At 59.6% G+C, this 14,176-nt stretch carries 14 protein-coding genes; 3 read left to right on the forward strand and 11 right to left on the reverse strand.

The genetic code is table 11. The features are described from left to right. Window positions 1-218: 218 nt before the first annotated feature. Window positions 219-1,826 carry a methyl-accepting chemotaxis protein gene (locus ACA047_RS27920; protein WP_497354949.1) on the forward strand — a complete coding sequence of 536 codons (1,608 nt, stop codon included), beginning with the start codon at window positions 219-221 and terminating at the stop codon, window positions 1,824-1,826. A gap of 123 nt (window positions 1,827-1,949) precedes the next feature. Here the strand turns inward: ACA047_RS27920 and ACA047_RS27925 are convergent, their stop codons facing one another. Continuing rightward, window positions 1,950-2,627 (reverse strand): RES family NAD+ phosphorylase, encoded by a 678-nt coding sequence (locus ACA047_RS27925; protein ID WP_497354951.1) that lies wholly within the window; start codon window positions 2,625-2,627, stop codon window positions 1,950-1,952. Further along, window positions 2,627-3,037: an MbcA/ParS/Xre antitoxin family protein gene (locus ACA047_RS27930; protein WP_497354953.1), complete on the reverse strand. Its 411-nt coding sequence runs from the start codon at window positions 3,035-3,037 to the stop codon at window positions 2,627-2,629. Before ACA047_RS27930 ends, ACA047_RS27925 begins: the two co-directional genes overlap by 1 nt. A 280-nt stretch (window positions 3,038-3,317) precedes the next feature. Here ACA047_RS27930 and ACA047_RS27935 point away from each other — a divergent pair, with 280 nt between their 5' ends. Then, entirely contained in the window at window positions 3,318-4,244 is a 927-nt protein-coding gene (locus ACA047_RS27935; RefSeq protein WP_497354955.1) for a LysR family transcriptional regulator, read from the forward strand. Here the strand turns inward: ACA047_RS27935 and ACA047_RS27940 are convergent. From ACA047_RS27940 to ACA047_RS27980, 9 genes are all read right to left on the reverse strand, one after another. Further along, window positions 4,161-4,478: an AzlD domain-containing protein gene (locus ACA047_RS27940; RefSeq protein ID WP_497354957.1), complete on the reverse strand. Its 318-nt coding sequence runs from the start codon at window positions 4,476-4,478 to the stop codon at window positions 4,161-4,163. The two genes, ACA047_RS27935 and ACA047_RS27940, sit on opposite strands and share 84 nt — an antisense overlap. After that, a complete protein-coding gene (locus ACA047_RS27945; RefSeq protein WP_497354959.1) occupies window positions 4,457-5,170 on the reverse strand; it encodes an AzlC family ABC transporter permease in 714 nt (237 codons plus the stop codon). The genes ACA047_RS27940 and ACA047_RS27945 overlap by 22 nt, the downstream gene beginning before the upstream one ends. After that, complete coding sequence (locus tag ACA047_RS27950; RefSeq protein ID WP_497354961.1) at window positions 5,167-5,604, reverse strand: GNAT family N-acetyltransferase; 438 nt, start codon at window positions 5,602-5,604, stop codon at window positions 5,167-5,169. Before ACA047_RS27950 ends, ACA047_RS27945 begins: the two co-directional genes overlap by 4 nt. Window positions 5,605-5,617: 13 nt before the next feature. Beyond that, complete coding sequence (locus ACA047_RS27955) at window positions 5,618-6,364, reverse strand: 2OG-Fe dioxygenase family protein (protein WP_497354963.1); 747 nt, start codon at window positions 6,362-6,364, stop codon at window positions 5,618-5,620. Between the two features lie 236 nt (window positions 6,365-6,600). Next, the gene (locus ACA047_RS27960) at window positions 6,601-7,887 is read right to left on the reverse strand and encodes an OprD family porin (RefSeq protein ID WP_497354965.1); all 1,287 of its coding nucleotides are present in this window, start codon (window positions 7,885-7,887) and stop codon (window positions 6,601-6,603) included. Between the two features lie 249 nt (window positions 7,888-8,136). Then, window positions 8,137-8,811, reverse strand: a complete 675-nt coding sequence (locus ACA047_RS27965; protein WP_497354967.1) for a DsbA family protein — start codon at window positions 8,809-8,811, stop codon at window positions 8,137-8,139. A 306-nt stretch (window positions 8,812-9,117) separates the two neighbouring features. Then, entirely contained in the window at window positions 9,118-9,318 is a 201-nt protein-coding gene (locus ACA047_RS27970; protein WP_497354969.1) for a hypothetical protein, read from the reverse strand. Window positions 9,319-9,561: 243 nt separating this feature from the next. Next, a complete protein-coding gene (gene aguA / locus ACA047_RS27975) occupies window positions 9,562-10,668 on the reverse strand; it encodes an agmatine deiminase (protein ID WP_497354971.1) in 1,107 nt (368 codons plus the stop codon). A gap of 227 nt (window positions 10,669-10,895) precedes the next feature. Next, window positions 10,896-13,808 (reverse strand): aminotransferase, encoded by a 2,913-nt coding sequence (locus ACA047_RS27980; protein ID WP_497354973.1) that lies wholly within the window; start codon window positions 13,806-13,808, stop codon window positions 10,896-10,898. Between the two features lie 225 nt (window positions 13,809-14,033). Here ACA047_RS27980 and ACA047_RS27985 point away from each other — a divergent pair, with 225 nt between their 5' ends. Next, the gene (locus ACA047_RS27985; protein ID WP_497354975.1) at window positions 14,034-14,162 is read left to right on the forward strand and encodes a hypothetical protein; all 129 of its coding nucleotides are present in this window, start codon (window positions 14,034-14,036) and stop codon (window positions 14,160-14,162) included. The last annotated feature ends 14 nt before the right edge of the window (window positions 14,163-14,176 follow it).

The following is a 14,176-nucleotide window of genomic DNA, read 5'->3' on the forward strand; positions in this document are numbered from 1 at the left end:
CAAGGCGCGTTTGTCTGATGGGAGTCCTTCGGTTAAGGAGGGCTGCTTCGCCCCCCCAGCGCGAGCAAGCTCACTCGCCACAACAGCTCTGCGGAACTTTTACTTAATCTAATCGTTTTTCCGCCGATACCCACTCATAACAGCCCCGCCTGTCACAAGGCTCCGCTGGCGCTCAACTACACTTGCCCCAGAAAACCCCGCCCCAGGAGCAGTAAGCGATGAAGATCCGCACCAAGATCATAGGTTCGGGATTGGTCAGTATGTTTTTTGCGCTATTGCTCGGCGGTATCGGGTTGTGGGGTTATCACTCCATGACCGAGGCCCTGGCGCAGAATGAGACCAGTATTTCGGCCATGCGCAAGCACATGGAGGCGGACATGATGCACGACGCCATTCGTGGCGATGTGTTGGCCGCGTTGCTCGTGGCACCTGGGGATGCTCAAGGGGCCAAGGAGGTGACGGAGGCTTTTGACGAGCATTCGCAGCGGATGCGTAAGGTGATTGCCGAGAACGCCGAGGCGAAGTTGCCGCAGACTGTCGCCAAGGCCATTACCGAGTTGAAACCCCAAGCCGACACCTACATCGATAAGGCGAAGCAGGTAATCGGTAAGGCACTGAGCGGCGACCAGGATGGTCATGCGTTGCGGGCAGAGTTCGATGGGGCGTTTTCAGCGCTGGAGGAGCGCAATGAAGCAGTAAGCGAGTTGATCGAAAACCAGGCGCAGGCCTCCCGTGAGTTTCAGGACCGTAGTATTCAAACCTCCGGGCGCTGGCTGATCGCGACGCTGCTGGCCACGTGCGTGGCGCTGGCGCTGTTGTCGTGGAGCCTTGTCAAGGCTGTGCTCACGCCGCTGAATAAAATCCTCATCAACACCCAGGCGATTTCCGAAGGGGATTTGCAGCGTTCGATGGGTACTCATAGCAAAGATGAGCTGGGCCAGTTGCAGGGCGTGATCGAGCAAATGCAGGCCAATCTGCGGCAGATGATCGCCACGATTCGCGGCCAAAGCGATGAGTTGCATGGTACGTCCAGGACCTTGGGCGACACGGCGCGGCAGATTGTGTCCAGCGCCGATCAGCAGGCCCACAGCGCTACCAGCATGGCGGCGAGCATGGAGCAGATGATTGCGAACATCAGCCAGATCAACCAACACGCCGACAGCGCGCGGACGATTTCGGCGCAGTCCGAGCACCTGGCGAGCAGCGGTGGGCAAGTGATTCTCGGGGTGGTGGAAGGCATGAACCGGATCGCCGAAGTGGTTAATCAGTCGTCCAGCAAGATCACGGCGCTGGACGCTTCGTCCGAAGACATTCATTCCATCATCCAGGTGATCAAGAGCATCGCCGAGCAAACCAACCTGCTGGCCCTCAACGCCGCCATCGAAGCCGCTCGCGCCGGCGAGGCGGGCCGCGGCTTTGCGGTGGTGGCCGATGAAGTGCGCAACCTGGCGGCACGCACAACTCAGTCCACCCAGGAAATCACCGCGATGATCGAGCGCATCCAGACCAGCGCACGGGATGCGGTGGCGAATATGCAGGCTTGCGTCAGCCGCGTGGATGAAGGTGTGAACCTGGCCCAGCAAGCTGGGGTGTCCATCAGCGAAATCCGCACCGGTGCCCGGCATGCCGCCGAAGTGGTGGAGGAAATTTCTCAAACGATTGCCGAGCAGTCCAAGGCCAGCGATGAAATGGCTCAGCGGGTGGAGTCGATTGCCGAGCAATCCCGAGAGAACACCCGCTCTATTCACAACCTGACACAAACGGCGGATCAACTGAACGACGCGGCGGGCTCAATGCAGGCTTCGGTGCAACAGTTCAAGATCTGATCAATCAGGGCACTTTTTGTGGCGAGGGGATTTATCCCCGCTGGGCTGCGCAGCAGCCCTCTTCCAACAATCGCGGATTATTGAAAATTATTGCCCAGCCATAAAACTCAATAAAGCCCAGCCTCACACCTGACTCACCTCAAACACGAACGAAATCTCCCGCTTCTGCGCACTCCAGACATACCGAATATGCTTGCCCTGCACCGGAATCGAAACCGCCGGCGGGCGAAACGCGGCGACGCATTCATGGCCGGGCAGGCGCACGCTGTTGTAGAGCAGCCCCCACGACAGTGTTTCGCGCAGTTGCCGGGCGAACACCTGGGACGGGCCGTAAGCGGCGGGGTCCGGATTGTGCAGATGGGGGTAGTCTTGGCGGATGTCGTGCAGGGGTTGGATGACCTTGTTGACGTAGGTGCGCATGGTCAACTCCAGGTCCGGTTCGTTGGTAGCCCCGAGGAATCGCGCCTGGTGGTAGCAGGTCTCGGCAATGGCGGCTTCCTGGCTGCTGGCGGCGTAGTAGACGCCGAAGGTGCCGTCGCTGAAGCGGCTGCTTTTGCCGATGTGGGTAAACGCCGCCATCACGGGCGAGGACCCGGGCCCGGAAACGCGGTCTTCGGGACGCACCCGGGTCAATACGCCGGCCTCGGCCATGAGCCGGTCATTGGTCAGCGCTTCCAGGGCATAGGCGGTGGGCAGGTCGTCGGGGTCGAGCACGTCTTCGAACAGCGTGATCGGCGGGAAGCTGCTGTTGACGATTCGATAGGCGTGTTTCCATCGCGGGTCCGCCAGTGGTGGCGTCATCAGCCGCGCACTCCGTCGAGGTATCGCCGTACATCGGCAATGTCCACCACCCGCCCGGCCAACATATAGGACAGCGCCGACTGGCCGTTGAACGGCGCAGCGGTGTTGGGGCTGCTAACCCATTGATACGCGCGATCCCGGCTGTTGCTGAAAATGATGCTCAGCGCCTTGTGAATGCCCATCAGGTAGGAAATACGCTCCAACGTATCGCGAGGCAGCTTTACGTTTTCAGGTAATTGTTTGTACTTGTAGAACGTCGTGTTGCCGACTTTACCCAATAGCGTGCGCTGCTGTTCGACCGTGCAGCCCCACAGCGCCATGAGGTTGAAGAAAAACTTCAACGCGACTCGACCCGCGTCCGGGGAATCCAATTGTTGCTGGGCGTTGAGGGTGATGGAGGAAGTAGCCATTAGGTTTGGGCTCCTTTGTTACTGGATGATGCCTAGAGGATAATACAGATACGGATAATTTATAATTTTTTATTCGCAAACGTATTTTTAGAAGTTGCTGCACCATAGACCGGGCAAAAAAACCAAATCCCGCATAAGCTCCAACCATCAGCTCCCCGGAGCTTTTCACTACAAAATCGCGACAATCATAAAAAGGTGCATGATGATAGCCAGCATGCATTGCCTGGCCCGGCCAGGTGCACACCAATAGCGAGCCCACTTAAGCAGAGGGCATTACCCCATGGATAGCAGAACCTTACGCAACCTCATGCGCATTGTGCAGACCGGCTCGTTGTCGGCGGCGGCCGAGCATTCGTGCCTCACAGTGCAGGCATTGGCGGCGCAGTTGAACAAGGTCGAAGAGCAGTTCGGTTTCCGGTTGTTCCGACGTTCGAACAAGGGCCTGACGTTGACGAACCAAGGCTCGGAGCTCACCCCTTTCATGGATCAGGTGCTGGTGGCCACCCAGCAGTTGGAAGAGAAAGTCGCGGCGCTCAAGACGCCTCGCCAGCTCACACTGAAAGTGGCGCTCAATACCACTCTGCCGGCGGAATTCAACCGGCGGATGATCGATCGGTTGATCGCGGTTTTCCCCCAGTATCAGTTGGAGTTCAGTTACGCCGAGTCGATGGAGAACCTGAGCAAGCTCAAGAACGAAGACTTTGACCTGGCGATCCTGATCGGCCAGCAGCAGAACGGTTTTTCCAGCATTACGATGCCGGATGTACAGGTGCAGGTGGTCGGTGCCCATTGTGGCGACGAGGACGACTCCCTCGGCTTGCTCGGCCACAAGTTTCAGGTGCGCCCGGCAGAAGAATGTCCGTATTCCCACAGCTTCCTTCGTTTTCTCGATGCAGGCCTGGGTGAGTACGGGTCGAGCCAGCGGATGGTGTATTCCTGCAGTGAAACACTGACGTTGTCGTTGATCACTCAGCTCGATGGCTTGGGGCTGGTGTCTCGGGAGGCGGCGCTGCGCAACGGTCTGGCAATTTTCCCGGACTTCGAGGACTTTCTCGAAGTGCGCCTGGCGGTAAACAATTCGGAATTGTCCCAGCAGGCGCTGCACGATGTGGTGGACCTGACGCTACAGGAACGAACCGAGCGCGATGTACGCCGCCGTACCCACCGCCACACTGAGAAACAGGTTGCGGCTGAAGTACGCACATAACAGCGTCGGAATCGCGGCATAAAATTCCGGGCGGTCGAGTTGTATGTGCTGATCCTTGATCAGCAGCGGGGTGAGGCTGATGGCAGCCACGATCGCCACCGGCAGGTATTCCAAGGCTCGGGCGACAAAGGGCGGCCAGTTTTCCGTGTTGACCTGCAGCGGTAAGGCGCGAGGCAGGAAGGTCACGGCCATCATCAGCGCAACGACCAGGATCAGGAACGTTTGGTCAGGCATACGCCCACCCCGCAGCCAACGAACGTGGCAATGAAAACGTTGAACGGCGAGCTGCCCAGCAGGCTCAGCCCGCCCATGCAGACGACAGCCGCCAAGGCAGCGATCAGTTTGTTACGGGTGTTGCACAGCGAAACCAGCACGTAGAGCATCATCGCGGTCAGGGCGTAGTCGAGTTGATACTTGATCAGGTGCGCCGCGTATTGCGCGCATACGGCGCCCAACAAGCCGCCGAGCACCCAGGACGTGTGGCAGAAAAGGTTGAAGCCGATCAGGTAGCGCACACTCACCGGCGCCCCGCTGCCGAGCTTGACGCTGTGGAAGGCGAACGATTCGTCCGTGAGCCCCGACGCGTAGCACCAGCGCTCGAAACGACTGAGCCCCAGCGCACGCAGGGCCTTGGCCATGTAGACCGACATCAGCATGTGCCGCGCATTGATCAAGAACGTGGTGAGCACGATGGTGGTCAGCGAAGCCCCGCTGGAGATCAACGCCAGCGCCGCGAATTGCGAAGCGCCCGCGTAGACGAACAGGCACATCGCCACCGGCAGCCACAGGGGCAGGCCGGCGTTGACCGCCATCAGACCGAACACAAACGAAACCGTGAAATAACCCGCTACCACCGGACTGGCTTCAGCAAAGGTACGCGAGGCTTGTGGTTCGACCACCAGCGGTTGGCTGGAAGTCTTGTTCATAAATCCCTCTCGAAAGTGATTTCACCTCGAGGCTCACAGAACCCCTGGGCAGCCCAGAAACGCTTGCCGGCCAGATTAGCATCGTCGACAAAAAGGAACATGCGCAGCACGCCGACCCGTTTCATGTCGGCCGATGCCGCTTCCACCAGGCGCTGGCCCAGGCCTCGGGTGCGATGCCTCGGGCTGACCGCCAGGTGATTGATCGTGCCGCGGGTGCCAAGTATGCCACCCATCACCGCGCCCACCACTTCGCCGTTGGCATCGACGGCCAGGTACGCGGTGGTGGTGTCCTGTAACAATACGCTGCGCAAGAATCGGGCATCCTGCCATTCGCAGAACGACACTTCGTCGAAACCGCGAAAAAACTGCTCCAGTCGTTCGGCGTCCCTGACCATGGCCCGACGCAACAGAACCTGCTGCGCCGAGTCGTCCATGGGCTCGAGCCGTTCAGCGAACAATGTCGAAAGCGGTCCCCGGCCGCGAGAAGGAAATGGCCAGGATCTGCCGGTACGCCATTTCATGGCTGTGGACGTTTCGAGCCGGGGTGACGTAATGGCGCATGTCGCGGTCGAGGAAGAACGTGGTGTCGAGGATGTCCTCGTAGGTAATCGCCGCCAATTGCTCTTCCTGGGCAGAGTACAGGCGGCTTTCTGCGCCAGCCACGTTATGGCGGCCCCAGAAGTGCACGCCGCTGAACGGATAGCCGTCGCAATGGATACCTTCAGGCGTGATTTCCAGCTGCTTGCCCGGTTTGATCTCGATGCGGATCTGATGGATCTGGCACTGCCAGATTTCATCGTGCAGATCTTGCGGCAGGACGTTCTTGTACACCTCGAAGTCCGTGTCGATCAGGCTTCGCATCACGGGCGAGTTGATCACTTCGTTGGAGAAATCCTGGAAATGCCGTTCCAGTCCGCCGACGTAGCTGTTGTTGGCCTTGGACTGCATGTAGGCCCGGTGCTCAAGCTGCTTGAGCTCACGGGTCATGGGGTTGTATTCGAAGTCGCTGTAGCGGCGAAAACGCATGCCTGACTCGGACTGGCCGTAGTAACTGTCGGGCTCCATGTTTTCCCAGCTTTTGGTCAGCCGGACAAAGTCGCCGAAATGACCGTAGAGGTTGAAGTCTCCACCGCGGACGTTGACGTATTTGTCACGCCTTAGCGCTTCGCCCACTTCCCTGTTCAGAACGATCATTTTGTATAAGTCTCCGCTGCATTGAGCGGCCTAATCTAGTGGGTGCAGGATTTACGTCCATGAGAAAGTATTTGAGGCATTTAAAGCCGTACTTGAAACGGCGTTTAAAGTTTAATGAGTGCGACTTCTTCTTGGGTTAACAGGTCATTCCAATGGATTTTTTGCGCCAACGGCCATAAAAAAACCCCGAGCCGAAGCTCGAGGTTTTTATCCGGCGCTCGTAACGCGACCAGGCGTCAGAAGACGTTGATCGGGTAGTCCACGAACACCCGCAGCTCATTACCGCTGACGTTGTACTCGCTGGATTTTTGCGACACACGCAGCACCGAGCTGCGCAACCTTACGCTCAGGTCCTTGGCCGGGCCGTTCTGGACCACGTACTTGAACTGGTTGAAGATCTCGCGCTCAGTGCCGCCTTCGCTGGTGGACGTGGTGATGTTATCGCCACGCACGTAAGCGACGTTGTAGGTCAGGCCCGGTACACCGAAAGTGGTGAAATCCAGGCCATAACCCAGCTGCCAGCTGCGTTCGTCTTCAGCGTTGAAGTCGGACCAGTAGGAGTTGGCCAGGTAGATCGTGTTACCGCCGTCACCCACACGATTCTGCTCACGCTGATAGCCGCCATAGGCGTAACCCAGGTTGCTGTCGCCGGTGCTGCGCTGATGAGCGAGCGTGAAGCTGTGCGCACCTGTGGCGAAGGTGGCGGCCAGGCTCCAGATCTTGTTGTCGTCGCCGGTGACGTTGTTTTCGCGAACGTAGCTGTTATCCAGCTTGGTGCGATAGCCGTTGAAGTCCAGGGTCAGGGATTGATCCTTGGCCAGCGGGAACACGTAGTTGGCGTTCACGTATTGCTTCTTTAATACGTCTTCGACGTCCGAAGCGTAGAGCGAAGCCTTGAACTGCTCGGTGAACTGATAGCTGCCGCCCAATACGTTGATCGACTTCAGGCCACCGCTGTCCCGGCCTTCGGCGCTCTTGCGCGACTCGGCGGTGAAACGACCGGCGTTCAGTTCCAGGCCCTTGATCTCTTTGGAAGTGATCAGCGTGCCGGTGTAGCTTTCCGGCAGCAGGCGCGAGTTGTCATAGCTCAGCACCGGCAGGGCCGGCATCTGGTCGCCGTAGGCCAGTACGGTATTGGAGACGCGGAATTTGATCGCTGCGCCAAACTTGGACAGGTCATCGGCCGCGTTGCCACTGTCGCCTTGCTTGAAGAAGTCGATGCCGCCGGCACCGCTGCGACCCTTGCCGCCGTCCAGACGCAGCGCGTACAGGCCGAAGGCGTCCACCCCCACCCCCACGGTGCCCTGGGTGAAACCGGACGAGAACGTACCGATGGCCGCCTGGCCCCATTCGGCCTTGTCTTTGTTGCCGTCTTTATAGTCGCGGTTGATGTAAGCGTTGCGCAGCAGCACTTTCAAGCTGCTGTCTTCAACGAAGCCCTTGGACTCAGCCTGGTCGTTAGCCATGGCTTGTGTTGTGCTCAAAATCCCCAGTGCGATCAGACCAATGCGTTTGTTCAACATGTTTATTTTCCTTGTACGGGTTGATACGCACTGCGACTGGCAGCCGAAACGGCGCTTGTTGCACTCTTTTTCGGACTCTTGCTCCTGAAATAATGAAAAGGCCCGGCCACGAGTGATCGTGTCGGGCCTTTTTATTATTTAAGAGTCATGGCTGTTTGCCACAGGCGTGGACGAATCCTAGTCGCCCCCTCAACATTGTGTCAATTTCGTTAATCGTCTGTAATTAGGCGAAAAACGTCTAAGAACCGCTCAAACAGAACAGCCGTCCAGCCCGCAAGCCGCAGGCGCTGGGGTAGATGTCTGCGCCGGCAGGGCACCCCTCAACCAGTCGGCAAATGCCTCGGGTTTGCCGAACCAGGGGCCGATGTCGATTAGCGTTAACCGGCCCTCTTGCTCCAGGGCAAAGGTCGGGAAACCCTGGCCGCCGACCCTGGCCAGCAAGGCGCGGCTGGCCTTGATATGCCCTTGCACGTCGGCTGCATTGAACGCCGACTGGAACGGCTGGGTTTGGAGGCCGATGGATTGGGCGAGTTCCAGCAGCACGGTTTCGTCAGCAATGCGCCGACCTTCGACGTAGTGTGCGGTTTGCAGGCGCCCCAGCAGTTCCAGGCCTCGGCCACCGAGTTGTTCGGCAGCGAGGATGGCCGCAGTCGGTGGCGCCGAGTCGAACACCGCGCTGTCGTCGCGCAGCAGGCCTTCGAAATAGGCCTGGCCAAACGGCTGACCGGTGTATTCGGCGATGCGCTGGTCGTGAGGCATCACGTAATTGCGTAACTGCGGCGATACATTTTGGCGATTGGCGCCCGTCATCATGCCGCCGCCATGGGCGATTACCGGCAGCACAGCCCGGGCGGCCTGCACCAGCGGTTTGGCGCCGTAGCACCAGCCGCACAGCGGGTCGTAGATATAATGAACAGTGGTCATGGTGGCTCCGCTAGCCGTGAAGATTCAATGGCAGCAGGGTAGTCTCGCAGGCATTGCGGAAAAAGGCTGGGATGGTTCTCAGTTTGTTTCGTGGATCGGTCGAATACCCAATTGAGGTTGTCCCCCCGAACTGTGGGAGCGGGCTTGCTCGCGAAAGCGGTCTGTCCGTCAACGCATGTTTGGAATGTGACGACCTCTTCGCGAGCAAGCCCGCTCCCACAGGGGCTTGGCGTAAAATTTCAAATCATTCGCCCATAAAAAAAGCGCTGCCATCCCGGCCAGCGCTTTTTATCAATCCGTCGAATTCTATCCTTGCATCACATCCCACAATGCTTCCAGCTCCGCCTCGCTGAACAGGCCAGCAGGGTAACGCTCAGTGATCATCCGGCGCGGATCGGGTTCTCTGATCTGACGCGTTCCGTTGGATTTCAACCACTGTGCCAAGGCTTGAAGCGACTCACCATTAACGGCCAAGGGATGGCATGTGCGCTCGCTTGTCATATTCATTCCAGCGCCCTCTCCTGGTTGATGAGCGGCCAATTTATCCAAGGTTTATGACAAAACAACTCAGCTCCGCTCCCCAGAACTGCAAGGTTACAGATACAAGAGCTATGCCAATGTATCTGTTTACCCAATAAACGGACACAAAAAAGCCCGCACCCCAATCGGGCTGCGGGCTCATCGCGATGGATCCAAAAACGCCGGCGTAGAGCCCGCGCAATCGACGTCACCAGGCTGTTACATAGCCACTCATTTTGTGCGCGGCGCAGGTTGCTGTTGGGTAAGGCAGTGAATATTGCCACCCCCCAGTAACAGTTCACGACCCGGCACCATGACCACTTCGTGCTGTGGAAACAGGTTCTGCAGAATCACTCTGGCCGGGCCATCCAGCGGATCGTCAAAACTCGGCGCGATGATGCCGCCGTTGACGATCAGGAAGTTCACGTAGGAACCGGCCAGCCGCACGGTCGGATTGCGTTCCTGGGAACCCTGCACCGCATCCACGCCAGCGCATTCCTCTTCGGTGGCATACAACGGCCCCGGAATGGGCATCTTGTGCACTATGAACGGGCGCCCCTTGGCGTCGGTGCTGTTTTGCAGTACGTCCATCGCGGCGTGGCAGCGGACGTAGTTCGGGTCCTGCGGGTCATCGGTCCAAGCCAGCAATACCTCGCCAGGACGTACATAGCAGCAGAAGTTATCCACATGGCCGTCGGTTTCGTCATTGAACAGACCGTCCGGCAGCCAAATGATCTTATCCACCGCCAGTTGCGCGCTGAGCACCGCCTCGATTTCTTCGCGGCTCAGGTGCGGGTTGCGATTGCGGTTGAGCAGGCATTCCTCGGTGGTGATCAGGGTGCCTTCGCCATCAACGTGGATCGAACCCCCTTCGAGCACAAAACCTTCGGTGCAGTAACGCGGGCTGCGCTCGATCTCGAGGATCTTGCTGGCCACTTGCGAATCACGGTTCCACGGCGCATACAGGCCACCGTCGAAACCGCCCCAAGCGTTGAAATCCCAGTCGACGCCACGCACTTCGCCGTGGTCATTGATGACGAACGTCGGGCCGGTATCGCGGACCCAGGCGTCGTCGCTGGACATTTCCACCACGCGGATATTCGGCACGTCGAGGCGTGCCCGGGCGTTTTCGTACTGGGCCGCGGACACCGCTACGGTCACCGGCTCGAAACGGGCGATGGCCTTGGCCACCGCCACATGAGCGGCTTGCACGGGCTTGCCGCCGAGGCGCCAGTTGTCCGGGCGCTCGGGCCAGACCATCCAGACCTGGGTCTGGGTCGCCCACTCGGCAGGCATGTGGAAACCATCCGCACGGGGAGTGCTGTGCAACGTTGTCATGAATCAGGACTCCAGTGAGCGATGCAAAAAGAGTAACAGCGCGCGAGGTGGGCCACGTCGTGCAATGCGGACTTTATAAGCGATAAAAATCGGCTTTTAAAGTCTAAAAAATTCATAGCGATAGAAGAATAGCGAAAAACACCGACAAAAATCGATTTTGCGTTGCCGCTTTCCTGTGGGAGCGAGCTGGCTCGCTCCCACAGGGTAAAGCGTCAGCTCTTGCTCATTTACAGCCCTTCGTCCAACACCTTCGATAGCATATCGACGAAGAAATCCACGCTCTGGCGAGTAGTCACCATCGGCGGTTTGATCTTGAGGATGTTCAGGTAGTCGCCGGTTGGTTGCATGAAGATGCCCAGCTCTCGCAGGCGGTTGCACAGCGCCGTGGTTTCTTCGGTGGCCGGCTCCAGGGTGTCGCGGTTGCGGATCAGCTCCACGCCCAGATAGAACCCGGAACCATGCACCGCCCCGACCAATGGATGCCGGTCAATCAAGGCTTGCAGCCGTGCCTTGAAATACCCACCCACCACTTGGGCGTTTTCCCAGAGTTTCTCTTCTTCCATGACCTCCAGAACGGCCATGCCGATCTGGCAACTGACCGGGCTGCCGCCGGCCGACGAGAAGAAATACCCCTCGGCTTCCAGCGCTTCGGCAATTTCCCGCCGGGTGATGACCGCCCCCAGCGGCTGGCCGTTGCCCATGCCCTTGGCCATGGTGATGATGTCCGGCACCACGCCTTGCTCTTCGAAGCCCCAGAAAAACTCTCCCATGCGTCCGTAACCGACTTGCACCTCATCGGCGATGCACACGCCGCCGCGCTCGCGCACCAACGCGTAGACCTGCTTCAAATAACCGGGCGGCAGCGCGATCCCGCCGGCATTGCCGTACACCGGTTCGCAGATGAAACCGGCGAGTTGGCGCTTGTGTTCGGCGATTTTCGCCAGGTTGTGCTCGACGCTGCGCACGTAGTCCGGCGCGCTGTCGGGGCCGCGGAATTCGCCACGGTAGGTGTTCGGTGCGGTCACCGGGTGCACCCAGTCCGGGCGGCTGCTCAGGGCCTGGGGGTTATCGGCAATGGACGTCGACACCGCATCGGCCGCCACCGACCAGCCGTGATAGGCCTCCAACACACTGAGCATGTCCCGCCCGCCGCTGTAGGCCCAGGCCAGGCGGATTGCCAGGTCGTTGGCCTCGGTGCCGCTGTTGACCAGGAACACCCGGTCCATGTTGGACGGCGCCAGCGACAGCAGGCGCTCGGAAAACTCGGCAATCGCCGCATAGTGAAAACGTGAGTTGGTATTGAGCAATGACCATTGCCGGGCCGCCACCGCCGCCATGCGTGGATGGCCGTGCCCAAGCACCGCGACATTGTTGAGCATGTCCAGGTAGGAACGGCCCTGCATGTCGATCAAGTGGTTGCGCCAGCCGCGCTCGATGCGCGGCGGGTCGACGTAATAGTGCTTTTGCGAACGGGCAAAGCTTGCATCACGCCGGGCCAGCAGCGCCTCGGAATCGATTTGCGGCTCGGCATCACACGCCAGCCCCAGCAGCACCGCCGGCGAAGGGCAAAGCGCCTGCCAGGCAGGGGCGCTGGACGGCGTGCAGAACAACGGCGGATTGAGCTGCGCGCCTCGGCACAACTGAACCCGCAACGGGCCAACCACTTCGCCCAGCACCTGCCCCTTGACCAGCGCCGCCCCGGAATGCAGCGGCGATGTCACGCCCCACAACCGCACGCTCAGTTGCACACTGTCCAGTTGCAGCAAACCGTCGGCGGTCTTGTGCACCACCCCGGCGAACGGTGACTCCAGCGGCGTGCCGTGAGGTACCTGCAACTCCACGTGCAGCGGACAAGTGTCGGGTTCGACGGCGCTGTCCGGCCGGGTGCGAGACAACCGGTACTGCCCGTAACGGCTGGCGGCCAACCCATGAACAGCGGCAGCTTCGCCCAGCAGGCGCTGATCGATCCCCGCCTGCTCCCAGTTGCCAGCCTCGAAATGTGGGCTCAGCACACCCAGATCAATCAGCGCAAACTCTCGGCCCACCAGGGTCGGCAACAGCGGCGCGAAACCTTCGCCGGCAATGGGTGGCAAGCTGTGGCCGACGGCGGTGAGGATCGCCGCCTCCATCAGTTCAAGCGGCACCGAGTGGGCAACCCGGAAAATTTCCCATTCATGGTCCAGGTTGTCGCGGCTGTATTGGTTATCCGGATCGATAGAAACCTGCTGTTCACCGCTGAGCACCAGTACCGCGGCGCGGGCCACAACCAGCGGCCAGAGCGCCAGCAGTTCTTCACGCAGCAGCGGATTGGCCGCGTGATAGGCCTGGATCGCCGGCAGGATGAAGAACGGATCGCCGTCGGCATGGTGCAACAGCGCCGCACAGGTCACCGACAGGTCGGTGATGCGCCAGGTGCGGATCAGATCGCCAAAATCAATGACGCCCTGCAATTGCCACTGACGCTGGGCATCGCGCTGCCACACCACGTTGTCATCGGTGATATCCATGTGGATGGCCTGTACCGGCAGGCTGGCCTTGAGCGGCTGCAGACGCCGTTCGGCCTGTTGCGCGGCCTCGGCGATCAAATTGCGCCGTTGATCGTCCTGAATGACTGGCAGCAGGTGGCCGATCAAGGCATTGGCGTGGCGGGCGTCCCATTGCAGGGTGCGCTCCAGGCCCGGATGGTCGAACGTGGCCAGGGCCAGGTCAATTTCCGCGCACAAACGCCCCAGGCCGGTTACCAGCTCGGGCGCCAGGTGTTTGAGTTGGGTGAGGGACTGGCCGTCGATGTACTCCAACAGCCGCACATGGACCGCTTGCCCGTCGACATCCAGCGTCAGCAGGTCCTGACCGTTGCTGGCAGGCACTACGCGCGGCACTTTAACCGCGCGGTGCTCGGCCAGTTGCTTGAGGGCGGCGTGCTGGGCCTGGAGCTCCTGGACCGCGTAGTCGCCATGGCAAATTTTCAGCACAAACCGCCCGCGGTCGCTGTCGACGCGGTAGTTGAGGTCTTGCTGGCTGCCAAGGGGTCGCAGGTCACCACTGAGTCCGTAATTCGAGCGCAGCAGCACCAACGCCTGTTCGGCGCTGACCTGTGGGCTTGGCAAACTGGCACGGTGAACCAACGTGGCGAGCGGCATACAACGACCCCTGAGGTGGTTTTATTGAATGCCTATCTCGCCACTGAGTCTGGGGATAAGCAACCCCTCTTTATTAAAGGCCTCTGCACAACAGCAAGCTTCCTTGCCGCGGGGTGAGGACCACATTTATGGAAATATCTTCACTTGCACCGCCCCTACCGCACCGACAAGCTATGCGCCTATGCTTTATGTGTCTGCTTTATGTGTCTCACGGAACTTAACCGGATGCGCACTCTCATTACTGGCTGTGCCGATTGCATCGGCCCGGCTCTCAGGTGGCATTTGATCCTTGATACCGGACGCCAGGTCCGGAACCTCGACAAGCCGCTGGACGCCGGCAATCTCGAACACTGAGCGGCCTCGATCAC

The sequence above is a fragment of the Pseudomonas sp. LBUM1664 genome (genome assembly GCF_059695895.1).

Bases quoted from the DNA above. Each gene is read 5' to 3' on its own strand.
- ACA047_RS27920 (WP_497354949.1), top strand. From the start codon at position 219: ATGAAGATCCGCACCAAGATCATAGGTTCGGGATTGGTCAGTATGTTT.
- ACA047_RS27925 (WP_497354951.1), bottom strand. From the start codon at position 2,627: ATGACGCCACCACTGGCGGACCCGCGATGGAAACACGCCTATCGAATC.
- ACA047_RS27930 (WP_497354953.1), bottom strand. From the start codon at position 3,037: ATGGCTACTTCCTCCATCACCCTCAACGCCCAGCAACAATTGGATTCC.
- ACA047_RS27935 (WP_497354955.1), top strand. From the start codon at position 3,318: ATGGATAGCAGAACCTTACGCAACCTCATGCGCATTGTGCAGACCGGC.
- ACA047_RS27940 (WP_497354957.1), bottom strand. From the start codon at position 4,478: ATGCCTGACCAAACGTTCCTGATCCTGGTCGTTGCGCTGATGATGGCC.
- ACA047_RS27945 (WP_497354959.1), bottom strand. From the start codon at position 5,170: ATGAACAAGACTTCCAGCCAACCGCTGGTGGTCGAACCACAAGCCTCG.
- ACA047_RS27950 (WP_497354961.1), bottom strand. From the start codon at position 5,604: ATGGACGACTCGGCGCAGCAGGTTCTGTTGCGTCGGGCCATGGTCAGG.
- ACA047_RS27955 (WP_497354963.1), bottom strand. From the start codon at position 6,364: ATGATCGTTCTGAACAGGGAAGTGGGCGAAGCGCTAAGGCGTGACAAA.
- ACA047_RS27960 (WP_497354965.1), bottom strand. From the start codon at position 7,887: ATGTTGAACAAACGCATTGGTCTGATCGCACTGGGGATTTTGAGCACA.
- ACA047_RS27965 (WP_497354967.1), bottom strand. From the start codon at position 8,811: ATGACCACTGTTCATTATATCTACGACCCGCTGTGCGGCTGGTGCTAC.
- ACA047_RS27970 (WP_497354969.1), bottom strand. From the start codon at position 9,318: ATGAATATGACAAGCGAGCGCACATGCCATCCCTTGGCCGTTAATGGT.
- aguA (WP_497354971.1), bottom strand. From the start codon at position 10,668: ATGACAACGTTGCACAGCACTCCCCGTGCGGATGGTTTCCACATGCCT.
- ACA047_RS27980 (WP_497354973.1), bottom strand. From the start codon at position 13,808: ATGCCGCTCGCCACGTTGGTTCACCGTGCCAGTTTGCCAAGCCCACAG.
- ACA047_RS27985 (WP_497354975.1), top strand. From the start codon at position 14,034: ATGCGCACTCTCATTACTGGCTGTGCCGATTGCATCGGCCCGGCTCTC.